The sequence below is a fragment of the Cyanobacterium sp. genome, assembly GCF_054166785.1.
In genome coordinates this window covers 1-15,338 of sequence record NZ_JBSZCP010000006.1, presented here as the reverse complement: position 1 = coordinate 15,338, position 15,338 = coordinate 1, and the positions used below count along the sequence as shown (strand labels likewise).

Annotated in this window: 16 protein-coding genes and 2 tRNA genes; 9 read left to right on the top strand and 9 right to left on the bottom strand. The window is 40.1% G+C overall.

All coding sequences use genetic code 11. The annotated features are described in order from the left end of the window. Positions 1–626: 626 nt before the first annotated feature. The 4 genes from ACXITR_RS00745 to urtA all read right to left on the bottom strand — a co-directional run bounded on the left by ACXITR_RS00745 (position 627) and on the right by urtA (position 3,448). Positions 627–707: transfer RNA gene (locus tag ACXITR_RS00745), tRNA-Leu, on the bottom strand. 56 nt (positions 708–763) lie between these two features. Further along, positions 764–1,315 (bottom strand): NYN domain-containing protein, encoded by a 552-nt coding sequence (locus tag ACXITR_RS00740; protein ID WP_457995318.1) that lies wholly within the window; start codon positions 1,313–1,315, stop codon positions 764–766. Between the two features lie 203 nt (positions 1,316–1,518). Then, positions 1,519–2,016, bottom strand: a complete 498-nt coding sequence (locus ACXITR_RS00735) for an HNH endonuclease (protein ID WP_457995319.1) — start codon at positions 2,014–2,016, stop codon at positions 1,519–1,521. A 136-nt stretch (positions 2,017–2,152) separates the two neighbouring features. Further along, positions 2,153–3,448 carry an urea ABC transporter substrate-binding protein gene (urtA, locus tag ACXITR_RS00730; RefSeq protein ID WP_457995317.1) on the bottom strand — a complete coding sequence of 432 codons (1,296 nt, stop codon included), beginning with the start codon at positions 3,446–3,448 and terminating at the stop codon, positions 2,153–2,155. Between the two features lie 153 nt (positions 3,449–3,601). Here urtA and ACXITR_RS00725 point away from each other — a divergent pair, with 153 nt between their 5' ends. Both ACXITR_RS00725 and ACXITR_RS00720 read left to right on the top strand, forming a co-directional pair. Next, the gene (locus tag ACXITR_RS00725; protein ID WP_457995316.1) at positions 3,602–3,880 is read left to right on the top strand and encodes a DUF2470 domain-containing protein; all 279 of its coding nucleotides are present in this window, start codon (positions 3,602–3,604) and stop codon (positions 3,878–3,880) included. A 349-nt stretch (positions 3,881–4,229) separates the two neighbouring features. Next, positions 4,230–4,544, top strand: a complete 315-nt coding sequence (locus ACXITR_RS00720) for an RNA recognition motif domain-containing protein (protein ID WP_457995315.1) — start codon at positions 4,230–4,232, stop codon at positions 4,542–4,544. Positions 4,545–5,001: 457 nt separating this feature from the next. Here ACXITR_RS00720 and ACXITR_RS00715 read toward each other — a convergent pair whose 3' ends face one another. After that, positions 5,002–5,208, bottom strand: a complete 207-nt coding sequence (locus ACXITR_RS00715; protein WP_457995314.1) for a hypothetical protein — start codon at positions 5,206–5,208, stop codon at positions 5,002–5,004. 124 nt (positions 5,209–5,332) lie between these two features. On the opposite strand from ACXITR_RS00715, the gene rpoD reads away from it, so the two are divergent. The 4 genes from rpoD (at position 5,333) to ACXITR_RS00695 (ending at position 7,965) form a co-directional block, all read left to right on the top strand. Further along, on the top strand, positions 5,333–6,514 hold the full coding sequence (rpoD, locus tag ACXITR_RS00710; protein WP_457995313.1) for an RNA polymerase sigma factor RpoD: 1,182 nt from the start codon (positions 5,333–5,335) through the stop codon (positions 6,512–6,514). A gap of 71 nt (positions 6,515–6,585) precedes the next feature. Next, entirely contained in the window at positions 6,586–6,888 is a 303-nt protein-coding gene (locus tag ACXITR_RS00705; protein WP_457995312.1) for a hypothetical protein, read from the top strand. After that, a complete protein-coding gene (locus tag ACXITR_RS00700; RefSeq protein ID WP_457995311.1) occupies positions 6,881–7,840 on the top strand; it encodes a GDP-mannose 4,6-dehydratase in 960 nt (319 codons plus the stop codon). Before ACXITR_RS00705 ends, ACXITR_RS00700 begins: the two co-directional genes overlap by 8 nt. Before the next feature lie 53 nt (positions 7,841–7,893). Then, positions 7,894–7,965: transfer RNA gene (locus tag ACXITR_RS00695), tRNA-Gly, on the top strand. Between the two features lie 18 nt (positions 7,966–7,983). On the opposite strand, the gene ACXITR_RS00690 is transcribed toward ACXITR_RS00695, so the two are convergent. Together ACXITR_RS00690 and ACXITR_RS00685 are read right to left on the bottom strand one after the other, a co-directional pair. Beyond that, positions 7,984–9,681 (bottom strand): helicase HerA domain-containing protein, encoded by a 1,698-nt coding sequence (locus tag ACXITR_RS00690; RefSeq protein WP_457995310.1) that lies wholly within the window; start codon positions 9,679–9,681, stop codon positions 7,984–7,986. 87 nt (positions 9,682–9,768) lie between these two features. Continuing rightward, entirely contained in the window at positions 9,769–10,251 is a 483-nt protein-coding gene (locus ACXITR_RS00685) for a TolB family protein (protein ID WP_457995309.1), read from the bottom strand. Between the two features lie 96 nt (positions 10,252–10,347). Between ACXITR_RS00685 and ACXITR_RS00680 the strand changes: the two genes are divergently transcribed. The 3 genes from ACXITR_RS00680 to ACXITR_RS00670 all read left to right on the top strand — a co-directional run bounded on the left by ACXITR_RS00680 (position 10,348) and on the right by ACXITR_RS00670 (position 13,911). After that, a complete protein-coding gene (locus ACXITR_RS00680; RefSeq protein ID WP_457995308.1) occupies positions 10,348–11,283 on the top strand; it encodes a serine hydrolase in 936 nt (311 codons plus the stop codon). A gap of 268 nt (positions 11,284–11,551) precedes the next feature. After that, the gene (locus ACXITR_RS00675) at positions 11,552–13,342 is read left to right on the top strand and encodes a sodium:solute symporter family protein (RefSeq protein ID WP_457995307.1); all 1,791 of its coding nucleotides are present in this window, start codon (positions 11,552–11,554) and stop codon (positions 13,340–13,342) included. Beyond that, positions 13,342–13,911, top strand: a complete 570-nt coding sequence (locus tag ACXITR_RS00670; protein WP_457995306.1) for a 5-formyltetrahydrofolate cyclo-ligase — start codon at positions 13,342–13,344, stop codon at positions 13,909–13,911. The genes ACXITR_RS00675 and ACXITR_RS00670 overlap by 1 nt, the downstream gene beginning before the upstream one ends. A gap of 15 nt (positions 13,912–13,926) precedes the next feature. On the opposite strand, the gene ACXITR_RS00665 is transcribed toward ACXITR_RS00670, so the two are convergent. Continuing rightward, a complete protein-coding gene (locus ACXITR_RS00665; protein WP_457995305.1) occupies positions 13,927–14,550 on the bottom strand; it encodes a M23 family metallopeptidase in 624 nt (207 codons plus the stop codon). A gap of 226 nt (positions 14,551–14,776) precedes the next feature. Then, positions 14,777–15,338, bottom strand: a 562-nt coding sequence (locus tag ACXITR_RS00660; RefSeq protein WP_457995304.1) for an SLC13 family permease, incomplete at its 5' end; no start/stop codon positions are given.

Sequence of the window (15,338 nt, the reverse complement as noted above, 5' to 3'; positions counted from 1 at the left end):
TTGGATGGAAAGATGTAAAAATTTGGTCAAAAACTTTGAAAGAACCTTATTCAACTCCACCCAAAAAGTTAACTTATGTTTTATTCGATTACTTTTAAAAAGACTCACTGCTTCCTGAGATACCAAATGGGTTCTATAGGGATTGAAAGGGAATAAGAAAACCTGAACACCCCCATCATGCCAATAGTCAATGTTGAAATAAGAAAATACCTTCTATAAGTCCTATTGGCTTACCATATGGCTTCTAGGGTTATAATAGCTATAGTGCCGTAGTTCAAGTTTTAGTGACCTCTGTTCTATGAAAGTTTGGAGTAGTTTACTTTTAGTTAAAAGTTTGCTTTCTGCTCCTGCTAACTGATTGTCCCGATGCTGTCTATCTTCGGATAGAGAAAATAAGAGCACTCTCAGCAACAAGGATGCAGGTATCCTGTTCCAGCGGTTAGCAAACCACTTCCGAGCAAGGAGGAGTTCTTTTAGAGAATTGAAAGCGAGTCTCTCCGTCTGCCTTGACGACACTAATCTGTTATCACGTCATTTATTTTGTTAAGACGACACTAATGTGTTACCGATGACAAATAATTTGTTAATGTACATTTCCTCTCTTACCCTTTAAACATTTTTTAGGATGCGGACGGAGAGACTCGAACTCTCACATCAGAGATACTAGAACCTAAATCTAGCGCGTCTACCAATTCCGCCACGTCCGCTTTAAACAAGACCAAAGACTATGATAACATAAGCTAAATAAAAATTCAAGGATAAATTACTGAAAAGTACCAAAACGCATTTGTGTGAGGGCTTTTTGGGTTTTACTATCGAGGGAATTAAATAAAAATCGCCCTTGAGACTTATTACGAGAGCGATGATTACGTTTTTCTATTTTTTGGGTCAAATCAATTTCTTTAGACAACACCTGAGCAGACATCCATTCTGCCCCGTAACCAACTACAGTGTGCCGTTGGGCTTGGTCTGAGGTAGCCACTACAATTCTGGTGCTAGTATCTGGGTTTTTACGGCGAAAAGAAGCACAATATTTTTCAATGTAGGTATCTGCTGTTTCGTCATAAGATGTATAGTGTACCCAGAGGCGATCGCTATATTTTTCCCTATAGCTTGGAGTTTTTTGATAATGGGCATCAAATACTACCTTTGTTTCTAGTGCCTTATAACCACTATAATTAACAAGGGTATCAAGTAAAGACTGTCGAGCATATTCTAAGCCATTCTTATCCCTCATTTTCTTAAGAGAATTCCAAGCTCCGATGATGTTGTAACCATCTACCAGCAAAATAATTTGAGAAGTAGTAGAAACCATTTTCCTGCATATATCCTTATTCTATGGGTTTATCTGTCTTGATGTCATAATGTTAAATTTTAGCAAAATTTTATAATTGTCGGTGTATAAATCTTGACAAGAGAACGAATAACCTATGTCGCCTAAAAGTAGAGACGTATTATGGTACGCCCCTACCCACCATCAGCTTTATGATTAAAGCCTAATCCCTAATATTTACCCATCTAAATACCAATGACATATTTTCTCCACTCATGATTGAGGTTATTTTTGGTACATTTAACAATTTCAAAATGTAAACTGCTATAGGGTTTTCGAGGTTGCGTTAATAGGGGCATTTCTGCCTCCTTGGGGGTTCGATTTCCCTTGCGAATGTTGCATCTGACACAAGCAGTAACCAAATTTTCCCAAGTATCAGGTCCTTTCCTAGAACGAGGAATAACATGATCTAATGTTAATTTTTCCCCTTTATAGCTACAATATTGGCAGGTATGCCGATCGCGCTCTAACACATTTTTTCTAGTTAAAGGAATCTCTTTATAAGGAACTTTGACATAATACCGTAACCTAATCACCGAGGGTAACGGGAATGTCTGACAAATAAATGTTCCATCATGCTCTAACTGTTCCGCCTTGCCTTTTATTAACAGAATTACCGCTCTTTTCCAACTGGTGATATTTAGCGGTTCATAGGAGGCATTTAAAACTAAAACCTTACCCATAAACGTCTTTTTCCAAGGATTTATTGCTGATAATAGCACAAACAATATATTAGTTGCAGAAATTAGAGCCATAAAAGCCCACGAGCAAAATGTTTCAGACAAACATAAAACATAGTTTTTGACAAAAAAAAGAGTATTACACTTGATACTTTCCGCCCTTACTAGGATCTGTCCAATCACATACATAACCTTGGGTTTCAGGGACAAATTGATTCCAAGGAATAGGATTTATAGGAACATCACTCGAATAAACAATATCAAATAGCCCATCCCCTCTAACCTGCCCAATGCGCACCGTTTTAGAAATATGATGATTAGGGTGCATAGTAACTTTACCATGGGGAGCATTCAACTTTTGCCCGATCGCACTTACCCTAACAGCATCTAAATCGATCTCCGTACCTGCTTTTTCCACCGCTTGTTTCCACAGATATACCATCACATAAGCCGATTCCATGGGGTCATTTGTCACCCTATTAGCCCCATACTCAGCCCTAAAACTATTAACAAATCTAACATTTTCTGGGGTTTCCACCGTTTGAAAATAGTTCCATGCCGCATAATGTCCCCTCAAATACTCCACCCCAATTTGCCTTACCTCCTCCTCCGCAATGCTCACCGACATCACAGGATATTTATCAGGAGTTAACCCCTGTGCTTGAATCTGTTTGAAAAAAGCCACATTACTATCACCATTGAGACTATTAAAAATAATTCCCCCCTGGGGTAAGGTTTCCTTGATTTTTAAAATAATGGAACTAACCCGAATATTTCCTAGGGGTAAATAATTCTCCCCCACAGTTTTTCCACCCAAAGCATCAAGCTGTTGTTTAATAATAGTATTAGCCGTGCGAGGGAACACATAATCAGAACCAACCAAAAAAAACTTATCCCCTTTATTCCTCAACAACCACTCCACCGCCGGTTCAATTTGTTGATTAGGAGTCGCCCCCGTATAAAAAATATTTCGAGAACATTCTTGCCCCTCATACTGCACAGGATACCAGAGCATATGATTATGGGATTCAAAGATAGGTAAAACCGCCTGACGACTAGCAGAAGTCCAACAACCAAACACCGTTACCACTTGATCTCTATTAATTAGTTTAATCGCCTTATCCTTAAAAGTTCCCCAGTCAGAAGCCCCATCTTCAATGATAGGTACAATTTGTTTACCTAACACCCCACCCCTCTCATTAATTTCCTTGATGGCTAATAACTCAGCCTCCACTACGGCCGTTTCACTAATAGCCATGGTGCCACTGAGAGAATGCAAAATTCCGACTTTAATGGTGTGAGGATCAACTGATGTTATCTTTCTGGGGGTATTATTATCACAGGCTTTAAGTAAAAAACTTGCAACCAGTGCGGAACCGCCATAGAATAAAATTTTCCTTCGACTATGCAAATATTTAACTATGGCTGAACCCATTACTTTTTATCAGTGGTGATTTTTAATATAGTTCCCTAATCAAAATGATAATCTAACTTTTCTTGACCTGTTTTTATCAAAATTCCTCCATCGGACCATGAAAATATTAAAATTAACTTGTACCTATCCGCATTATTAAAAAAATTTTAAAAAATGAGTGAAGTTATTGATCAAAAAGTGAGCGATCGCATTTGTAAACATATGAACGACGATCATCAAGATGCCATAATTCTTTATGCCCAAGCCTTTGCAAACATCCAAAATGTAGAAAGTGCCACCATGATTTCCATTGACCACGAAGGAATGAATATTGCGGTGAATAATGACCCCCAAAACCCAGTCAGAATAGCATTTGATCACACCTTAACCGATGCCAAAGACGCTCACCATACCCTCGTTGAGATGATCAAAACCGCTAAAACAAAATCTTAATTCACCGTAATAATTAGGGGCTGATGAAAAACTGGAGTAGTCAGGGTGAGCCATCGGCAAAAGGCAAGAATGTTGAAAGTATTATCTTGAGCCATTTTTTTGATAATTACCTATGGTCTGATGTCTAGGGCTTTGATACCTCTACCTTCTGATTTCTTCAGCAAACCCTAATTAAATAAAAACACCAATAAGGAATTAAAGTGTTATAATAACTTCAGACAGAGATTAAAGTATCGGTTTAAAGATTTTGTTTAAGATATTCCCGAATTTTCGAGTTTTACACAGGCAGTCTTCTCTCCGAATATTACAGATCCTACCATAAGCAAAAAATACTGGAGAAAAGACAATTATGTCAATATATGTAGGCAACCTTTCCTATGACGTTACCGAAGCTCACCTTACCTCTGCATTTGCAGACTTCGGAGCAGTAAAAAGAGTATATTTACCCACTGACCGTGAAACTGGTCGTATGCGTGGTTTTGGTTTCGTAGAAATGGATACCGAAGCTGAAGAAAACGCAGCCATTGAAGCCCTAGACGGTGCAGAATGGATGGGGCGTGATATGAAGGTTAATAAAGCTAAACCCCGTGAGAACAATAACCGTTCTTCCTACGGTGGCGGTGGCAACAGAAATGGTGGAAATCGTTTCTCTCGTAGTCACTAAAACCGTCCCTAAGGTTTAAAAAACTGAATCCTCATCTAAAACTAGGTGGGGATTTTTTTTTGAAAATTTAACCATTCTCTCAACATTTCCTTACAAACACCCCAAACTTGAGATAAAAATAAGGAAATTTGGACATATTTAACCCAAAATCAAAAAGGTTTGTTAACCTAAAAGCAAGGAAGAATTTGCACCTACTAACAAAACGTATGTATTACGACAGATATTATCCACTATGGTTAAAAAAATATCACTTCTCAATGCCATTTTCTGTGAAATTCATTACAATATCTGAAAGATTTAACCGAAAAAACTTGTTTAACAATCAAGAGTAAAAGCGAATGACTTTATTTCAAAGTCTCGTGACAATTGATCTTTGATAAGGGTAATTAAGCACTTAGTGCAAAAAATGTGAGGATAATTTATATCACCCACCCCCTTAAATATTTCCGAGAAAGATTCACTCTGGATATGGAAATAGACTTCGATAAAACAAGATTTTTCTGTTGGAATTATACTCCTTAACAAAAATATTCGGTCTAGTTTTAGCTTGAGCTTCCACAGGTTTAATTCCGATGGGGATAATGGCAAAACTAAGTCTGAGGTTAAGTTGGTTTTTCAAACGGAATTTGATTTTGATGGCAAACAAAGAGATGAAAGTAAACATCATCCGAGTTGATTTGTTTGAATTTACATGAAGATTTTGTCAAGAAACAGAATTACTTCAATAAATTATTTACAACTTTTTCACTATTAATCTTCAAGCATAAAAGGAATAAGAGGAAAACGGCATGACGCAGGCACAAGAAATTTTCGCAACTATTACCCCTACTGACGACATGGAAGCGCTTTTAGATTTGGAATCAACATCTAAGAGTAAGAATAAAGGTTCAATTTCTGTAGATACAGACTTAACGGAAATGATTTCTGAGGCAGATTCGGTGGGAGTTGTTGAAACCAATAAGAAAAAAGCGACTAAACTTGCTGCTGCTAACCGTCGTCGAACTCAAACCAAGAAAAAACCTTTTACGGAGGATTCCATCAGGGTTTATCTCCAAGAGATTGGACGCATCAGACTTTTAAGGGCAGAGGAAGAAATTGAGTTAGCCCGTCAGATTGCTGATTTACTTGATTTAGAGTATATCCGAGCCACTCAAATTGAGCATTTAGGACGTATCCCCAGTGATGAAGAGTGGGCCGTTGCCTGTGATATTCCCAATATGCGTCAGTTTAATCGTCGATTGCACATTGGCAGAAGGGCAAAGGATAAAATGGTTCAATCAAATTTACGTTTGGTGGTATCCATTGCCAAGAAGTACATGAATCGAGGGTTATCTTTCCAAGATTTGATTCAAGAAGGTTCACTGGGTTTGATTCGTGCCGCTGAAAAGTTTGACCATGAAAAGGGTTACAAATTCTCCACTTACGCCACATGGTGGATTCGCCAAGCTATTACCCGTGCGATCGCAGATCAATCCCGTACCATCCGTCTTCCCGTGCACCTCTACGAAACCATTTCACGGATTAAAAAGACTACTAAAATGCTTTCCCAAAAAATGGGCAGAAAACCCACGGAGGAAGAAATTGCGGAAGATATGGAAATGACCATTGAAAAACTTCGTTTCATCGCCAAGTCTGCGCAACTACCCATCTCTTTAGAAACTCCCATCGGTAAGGAAGAAGATTCTCGCCTAGGAGACTTTATCGAAGCTGATGGCGAAACCCCCGAAGATGAAGTATCTAAAAATCTATTACGGGAAGACCTAGAAAACGTCCTTGACTCCCTTAGCCCCCGTGAAAGGGATGTTCTCAGACTTCGTTATGGGTTAGATGATGGCAGAATGAAAACCCTAGAAGAAATCGGGCAAATATTTAACGTTACCCGTGAGCGCATCCGTCAAATTGAAGCTAAAGCATTACGCAAGTTGCGCCATCCGAACCGTAATAGTATCCTAAAAGAGTATATCCGTTAAAGGTAATCTCTCTTAATTTTCCCCCATCGTTGGTAAGTATGGGGGATTGTTTTCCTCTAAAAGTAAAAAAAATGACCAGAGAATCTGATAAAAATTGGCAAGAAAAACTAGAAGAAATTGAGGCTGAAATTTATGAGGCTACCCCTTTAAATCCTCCTAATAATACCCAAGGAAGTGTTATTCCTGTGGTCAGAGGATGGTTTACGGCTTTGCCCACGGGGGGTAAGGTTATCATTAGTTTGTTTGGGGTGATGTTGTTATTTTCCCTGATTAGTACGGTATTTTCTATCCTTAAATCTCTCCTCAGTATCCTTGTGATTGGGGTTGTTTTTTATATTGCCTATAAGTTCGTTAACAGTAATGGTAATGACTAAGAAAGCATTGATATGTGGCATTTCAGGGCAGGATGGGGCTTATTTGGCTCAACTGTTATTGTCCAAGGGGTATGAGGTGGCCGGGACTTCTCGGGATGCCCAGATGTCTTCTTTTACTAATTTAAGGCTTTTGGGCATAAAAGATAAGGTTCAGTTGGAGTCCATGGCACTCAATGATTTTCGGAGTGTGTTACAGATTTTGGTAAAAACTGAACCAGATGAGGTTTATAATCTGGCGGGACAAAGTTCGGTGGGTTTATCTTTTGAGTTGCCTGTGGAAACTTTAGAAAGTATTGCTACGGGTACATTAAATTTATTGGAAGCCATTCGTTTTACCCATCGCTCCATTAAGTTCTATAATGCTGGTTCTAGTGAGTGTTTTGGAGATATTGGAATCCATAGTGCCGATGAAAATACCCCTTTTCGCCCCCGAAGCCCCTATGGGGTGGCAAAGTCCACGGCTTTTTGGCAAGTAGCTAATTATCGAGAGGCTTATAATCTTTTTGCCTGTTCGGGAATTTTATTTAACCATGAGTCGCCGTTGCGTCCTCGTCGTTTTGTAACTCAAAAAATTATTGATCGGGTAATTGATATAGCCGAAGGTAGGGAGCAGTTTTTGTCTTTGGGAAATATTAATATTAGTCGAGATTGGGGGTGGGCCCCTGAGTATATACAGGCTATGTATTTAATGTTACAGTGCGATCGCCCCGAGGATTTTGTTATTGCCACAGGGGTTAGTTACAAGTTAGAGGATTTTGTGGCTTGTGCCTTTGATTATTTTGATTTAGATTGGCAAAAATATGTAGAGTGCGATCGCACCTTATTACGTCCCACGGATTTAGCTTTCAGTAAAGGCGACCCCCGTAAAGCAAAAGAGATATTAGGTTGGGAAGCAAAATATAAAATGCCCGATGTGGTTAAAGGAATGATTGATGCAAAAATAAAAAAATAGTAAAATCCTTGACAAAAAAAAATAAATAAGACATAATAATATATGTGGCAATTGCGGGTGTAGCTCAGTGGTAGAGCGTCACCTTGCCAAGGTGAATGTCGCGCGTTCGAATCGCGTCACCCGCTTAAAACGATTAATGAAATTTAAAAGCCTAGATCACTCTTGGCTTTTTTTGCTTCTAGCTGTAATTGGTTATCATCCATCTCACCGTAATCAGGATCTCCCACTTCAGCGTAAAACTGCTCATCGTAGGCTCTCGTCCTGACCACCACAGGCATAGGCACTGCATGACCTAGGACTAAAGCCTGTTGTTTTGAGTCTAATTTTGCCAACACCGAGCGCAACCCACTCGCCCCCGATACCCCTGTGAAAATAGCATCAATATCCTTGTCATCATTCAACAAACAAGTAACCCTTGTGCCAACCTGAGACATTACCTCATTGTCAATGCCCGAAGGACGTTGATCCACCACTAATAAGGTTACAAAGTATTTTCTCATCTCACGGGCGATCGTACCAAAGATAGTTTGATGGACAATTTTTGAATCCAAAAAGCGGTGGGCTTCTTCAATAGTAATTACCAGAGGATGGGGTTTATCCATCACATTTTTAGTTTGCAAAAAAGTTTCCGCCTTTTTCACATAAGCACGGTGAATCCTACGGGTAATCATATTCGTTACCAACATATAAGAAAGCATATTACCCTGAGAGCCAAATTCTACTACTACGTGCTTTCCAGAATCAAGAATAGCCAAAATTTCATCAATGTAGTTATGAGGACATACAGACTTCATATATTTAAGGGCTTCAAGTCTTTTGAGCTTCCTTTGTAGTGCCATAATAGACCCCTTATGCCCCTGTTTCTCGTTACAAAACATTTCTATATCCTCATTAGTCATATTAATGAGTTGATAAATCCAATTTCGTCCAAATTCCCCCGCCAAAATATTGGCATTATCTAAACTAGCATCCGATAAACCCAACTCCCGACTAATTAACCGTAAATCCTCAATCTCTATTTGGTCATAACTTAAAAATAAATCCCTTGAGTTTGGTACTCCTCGACGCTGGGTAGATTTAGGATCAAGGGTATAAATTTCTACCTCTTGGCGAAAAAGCTGTCGTAAACCCTTCACCGTATTTAACTGTTTGCCTTCGCTTACGGCTTCCCAACCATATTCAGAGTGCATATCAAACATCAAATTAACCGCCGCCCGTTTACGAATGATGCCAGAAATTATAAGTCTAGTTAAAAAAGATTTACCCGTCCCTGATTTGCCAAAAATACCATTACTACGCTCCACAAAACGATCTAAATCGATACAGATAGGCACTTCCATATCTAAGGGTTTACCGATGGCAAAGTTACGTTTATAAGGGTCATTTTCCCAACCAAATACCGAGCGAAAGTCTTTCTCCGTGGATTCATAAACCTGACTAAAGTGGCTAGGGATAGTTTTAACGGGCAGTAATTTTAATTGACTGTCAAATTCTCCAAAGGCATTTTTGATGGTGACAGTATCGGGGTTATTATCTTTTTCAATGCTGTTGTCAATGGTTAACATGAGCATGGGAGCAATTTCAATGGTGCCGTAGGTGTCACTACCCGCTAAGACTTCTCGCCAAAAGTCATCTTCTGGATCTGGGGGATGGGTAAAAATTCTGGGGGTGGATGTGCCGAGGGAAACATCGGTGAGGAGACAGAAAAATTTTGATCTGCTTCCTTGTACTACCAAAAATTTACCCACTCGCATCTCTTCTACGGATATATCAGGATGTAAGCGGACTTCTAATCCTTCACTTAATGATCCTTCAATAACTGATCCTAAAGGTTGATTCAATTTTTAAGTTCTCCCACAAGTCAATGTTGTCCACTATCTTAGCTTTTTGTTGGTAAATCTGATCTTAATTTGGGTCTAAGATTTTGTTTAATTATTAATGGGGTTGCCTCGAATGTCTGTCACCACAATATCCCATTGTCCGTTGTTAGCAGTTTCAAAAACAATTTTTTCACCGTTACTACTAATCATGGGATTTCTGATTTCTTTATTATTTTGGGGGATTAAAACTCTTTTTTGTTGGGTGGTGCGATCGTATAAATATAGTCCTGATTGTCCTTGTTTGACCACCATAAATACTAAATATCTGCCATCTTCGGAAATGGTGGGATTAGTGGCAATTTCATCGAAGGCATTTAAACCGGGTAAATCAATGAGTCGGCGGTTTCTGGCATCAAATAAATAAATATCTTGGGAGCCGTTGCGGTCTGAAGTAAATGTGATAAAATTTCCTGCTATGTGGGGATTTAGTTCTGAGTTACGACTGTTTAAACCCCTACCAGCATTGTCGAAGGGAAAATTGAGGGTGCGAGGATAGTTGCTACAACCGCCAATGGCTAATGCCAGCAGCATGGGAAGGAAAAAGATTCGTTTCACATTGATAGGGCTAGATTTAGCAACGTATATTATACGATAAAATAACGAGTGAATCTTAACTGGAATTGATTTATGGCTTTTTTTATCCCTGATGAATCTCTCCACAAAATGGGGGAAGAAATTTTAAATAATACTTGGCAAAGGTTTCCCTCTTTGGCAAAAAATCAAGTGGCGTTAACTTGGTTGGTATATGACGAGCCGATAATTGTTAATACTGGCGGTGCTTTGTCGGTGGATGAGTTTTGGAAACATCCTATTCGGGGTTATAGTTATCGGGGGGAAGAAAATCTTTATCCTGCTAGTGTGGTTAAACTTTTTTATTTGGTGGCGATTAAGGATTGGATGAAAACGGGGATGATTGAGAGTAGCCCTGAATTGGAAAGAGCCATTAGGGATATGATTGTGGATTCTAGTAATGATGCCACTAGCTTGGTGGTAGATTCTCTGACGGGTACTACATCGGGCCCTGAGTTAACCATCGCACCTTTTCAAACATGGGCATATCAGCGTAATATTATCAACCGTTATTATCAATCTTTAGGCTGGGAAGAATTACAAACCATTAATGTTAATCAAAAAACTTGGGGTGATGGTCCCTACGGTAGAGAGAGAATGTTTGTGGGGGAAAATCTCGAAAATCGTAATCGTTTAACCACCAGTGCGATCGCCCGATTGTTCCATAGTATCGTGGGGGGGGTAGCGGTATCCTCCGAAGCATCCCAAGAAATGATGGGTTTATTACAAAGGGATGTGAATCAAAAAACCCTTGCTCCCGATGAAGAAGAAAATCAAGTTAGTGGCTTTTTAGGTGAAGCATTGAGTACGGGCGATCGCCTTTGGTCAAAAGCAGGATGGACATCAAAAGTAAGGCTTGACAGTGCCTACATTGAAAAAAGTAACGGTAAGGCATACCATTTAACAGTATTCACCGAAGGGGGAGATAATAGCCAAAATCGTGATATATTACCCTTTATTTCCTCCCAAATCACCGAATTTATGGAACATTAATTAATTAACCTCAGTTCGGGATAAGAACTCTAAGTATGGTTAGGTTTCATGCTTCTGGTTGCAGGTTGCAGGTTTAAAATACGATCATATTTATTTTATCAAAGAAGTAAAAACTGGAAAATCAACGGAAATAGAGCTTTTGTAAATTCTTAACAAGGGGTTTAAACCCATTGCCCATTACTCATTACTCATTACTCATTACTCATTACCCATTGCCCATTGCCCATTACTCATTACCCATTACTCATTCCCCATTCCTTAATACAAAATGCAAACAATCGATTGGATAGTAGTCTTGTTATACCTCATCGCCACCATGGCCGTGGGAATCTACCTATCAAAAAAAGCCTCCAAAAGTTTAGAAGACTTCTTCGTATCTGGGCGCTCATTGCCTTGGTGGTTAGCAGGTACGAGTATGGCCGCCACCACCTTCTCTATCGATACCCCCCTCTACATTTGTGGAGTCGTTGCCACTAGGGGCATTGCAGGTAACTGGGAATGGTGGAGTTTTGGCTTTGCCCATGTGGTTTTAATTTATATTTTTGCCAGATTGTGGCGTAGGGCGGAAATTGTCACCGATGCAGAATTAACCGAAATCCGTTATGGGGGAAGAATGGCTGCCATTTTACGGGCAACAAAAGCCTTTCTGTTTGCTGTACCCATCAACTGTATCGGTATTGGTTACGCCATGCTGGCCATGGTTAAGGTGGTGGATGCTTTGCAACTATGGGAGAGTTTGGGCTTAAATGTGGGGGAAAATGGCAAGTTATGGAGCGTTATTTTTGTTAGCTTTTTCGTCCTCATTTATTCAGGATTTTCGGGGTTATGGGGAGTGGTAGTAACAGACTTTTTCCAATTTTTTCTTGCCCTAGCAGGGGCTTTGTTGGTGGCAGTTTTTGCGGTGAATGATGTGGGGGGTATTAGGGCGTTAGTTCCCCAAGTACAGGAGATTACAGACATCGATGTATTAGCTTTTATCCCCTTGGTACGGGGGGATGGATTTTTGGGGTGGCAATGGAGCGATTTTGCAGGAATTACCCTAACTACTTTTTCTGCTTATCTTTTTGTGCAATGGTGGAGTTTTCGCCGTAGTGATGGGGGTGGGGAATTTATCCAAAGATTAGTGGCAGCTAAGGATGAAGCGGAAGCGGAAAAAGCGGCATGGTTTTTTAATATCCTTAACTATATCGTCCGTACTTGGCCTTGGATTTTGGTGGCGTTGGCTGGATTGGTAATTTATCCTGAATTGGAAGATCCTGAATTGGCTTATCCTTTGATGATGTTGGAGTTTTTACCTACTATCATTCTCGGTTTGGTGGTGGCTTCCCTCATCGCCGCTTTTATGAGTACCGTATCTACTTCCATTAATTGGGGGGCTTCTTATCTTACCAATGATTTATATCGTCGTTTTTTTGCCCCCGATGCTTCTCAAGCCCAATTGGTTTTTGCAGGTAGGATGGCTTCGGTATTGGTTACGGTGATAGGTGCGATCGCAGCTTTTTTCGCCCAAGACATCGCCACGGTATTCCGCTTAGTAATTGCCATCGGGACAGGGCCAGGGTTAGTCTTAATTTTACGGTGGTATTGGTGGCGCATCAACAGTGCGGCCGAATTAACCGCCATGGTAGTGGGTTTCATCATTGGTGTGATGAGTGTAATTCCTAATCTTAATCTTTTCCCCACGGATTTTGGTTTAAGGTTAATGGTTATATCTGGTACTACGGCGGTGGTGTGGATTTCGGTAATGTATTTAACTCCCCCCGAGTCGGAAGAAACCCTCACTAAGTTTTATTTACGGGTGCGCCCCGCTGGATTGGGTTGGAAAAAACAACAGGATGCTACAGGGGTTCAACCTCTACAAAATTTAGGTTTAGATGCTCAAAAAGTGGTGGCGGGGGTAATGATTTTATTTGGCTCAATGTTATCCATCGGTGGCTTTTTACTCTTACAATCGGGAGTGGGTTGGTTTTGCCTTGTGATGGCGGTAATCGGCGGTTTTTGGTTACGTCATCTCAACAAGCAACGGATTTTTAGTATGTCTCGCCCCGGGAAGGAGTGATGAATATAACGGAACAAAAAAAACAGTTACGACAAAAATATATTAAAGACCGATCGCACCTTAATCCTATACAATGGCAAAATAAGGGCGATCGCATTAGCCTAAACTTACTAAACCATCCCCTCATCCAAAAATCAAAAGTAATCTTAAGCTATATCAGCCATAAACAAGAACCAGACTTAAGCCTTTTATATCGCCATCACTCCATTACATGGGGAATCCCTCGATGTCAGGGAAAGAATTTGATTTGGCATCAATGGCACCCTAAACAAGCCCTAAAAAAAGGAGCTTATAATATCCTTGAACCCGATGAAAATAGCCCTGAAATTACCCCTGAAGAAGTAGAGCTAATTTTAGTTCCCGCCGTTGCCTGTGATAAGAAAGGGTATCGATTAGGTTATGGGGGAGGATTTTACGATCGCCTCCTATGCCAAAAACCATGGCAAAATATACCCACCATCGGCATTATATTCGACTTTGCCTATGTAGAAGAACTACCCACCGAAAAATGGGATCAACCCCTACACTACATTTGCACAGAAAAAGCAATGATTAAACCTCAACAGTAGCAAAATATCGTTAACTTATCTCCTTTGGGCATACATCCGCCTTAATATTTCCCCCGGGTCAATTCTTTCACCATTAAGCCGAAACTCCCAGTGAAGATGGGGGCCTGTAGTTCTTCCCGTCATGCCAACCCTACCAATACGAGCGCCTGTAGGTACCGTTAAACCTTGAGGAATAAAAATTCCCCCCTGCCTATCCACCAAAGCTCTACCCCTATTCGTATTTTCAATCGCCCCCATCATATGACAATAAGTATGATTCCAAGCACCAGAACGAATGGTAATCATAGTACCACAACCTGTATTGTCTGAAAGTGCTACCACCTCTCCACCCCACCAATTACGAATATAACTACCAAGGGGGGCGGCAATATCTAAGCCACTATGAAACTGTCTTCTCCCAGTAATAGGATGAATACGATAGCCAAAGGGGGATGTATATCTTTGGAAATTTTCTACGGGGAAAGAAGCCTTACTCCAAAGATTAGATGAAGCGACTGCCACTGTTTGCGATCGCACTGGAGCCGTCGTATAGTGGAGGGTAATGATAAGAGAAAATGTCGCCAAAAATAACGAAAAACTAATCAAACGCCACTTTTTTAGGGCAAACTTAAAAATTTTAGGTAATGTCCGCTTAAACATCACTCCTCACCAAATTATAAATACGATCAATAATTCTAACCTACCTTAAAAAAAATGGGGAAAATAAACTAAATTTAACAAAAGTGTCAAAAAAAATTGCCCATGCCTCTATAGTAACCATACGGGATCTTGGAGAAAACTAGGGCAGATGAAGCGTGAAAGCTCTATTCCTATTAAAAGAAACCCTACCCTCAACGATCTTGGGTGGGCCCATTCATTCTCAAAGCTAATTAATTCCATACAACTTAATAATAAGCAGGGGAATTAAAAAAGTAAAACAAACCGTTAAAGGTAAACCTACCCGTGTATAATCCAGAAACTTGTAACCCCCTGGGGCATAAACCATCGTGTTAGTTTGATAACCAATGGGGGCGAGATAACTATTAGAAGCGGCAAAAGTTACCGCATACATAAAAGCAAGGGGATTTAAACCCACAATTTCGGCCACCTTAACGGCAATGGGAATCATTAACACCACCGAAGCATTATTCGATAACACCTCCGTTAATAAACAGGTTGCAAGATAAAACAATACCAAAATCCAATAACCGGGTAAATTACCTCCAATATTTAATAAATTATCCGCTAACCATTCATTAGTGCCAGAATTATCCATGGCAATGCCCAGAGGAATCAAACCAGCCAAAAGAAAAATAATATCCCAACGCACCGCCCCATAAATTTCCCCCGGCTTCAGGCAACCAGTGATAACCATTAATACAACCCCCGTCAAGCTAGTAACCAAAATTGGTGCTAAGTCTAGCCCGGCGATCGCAATTACCCCTATA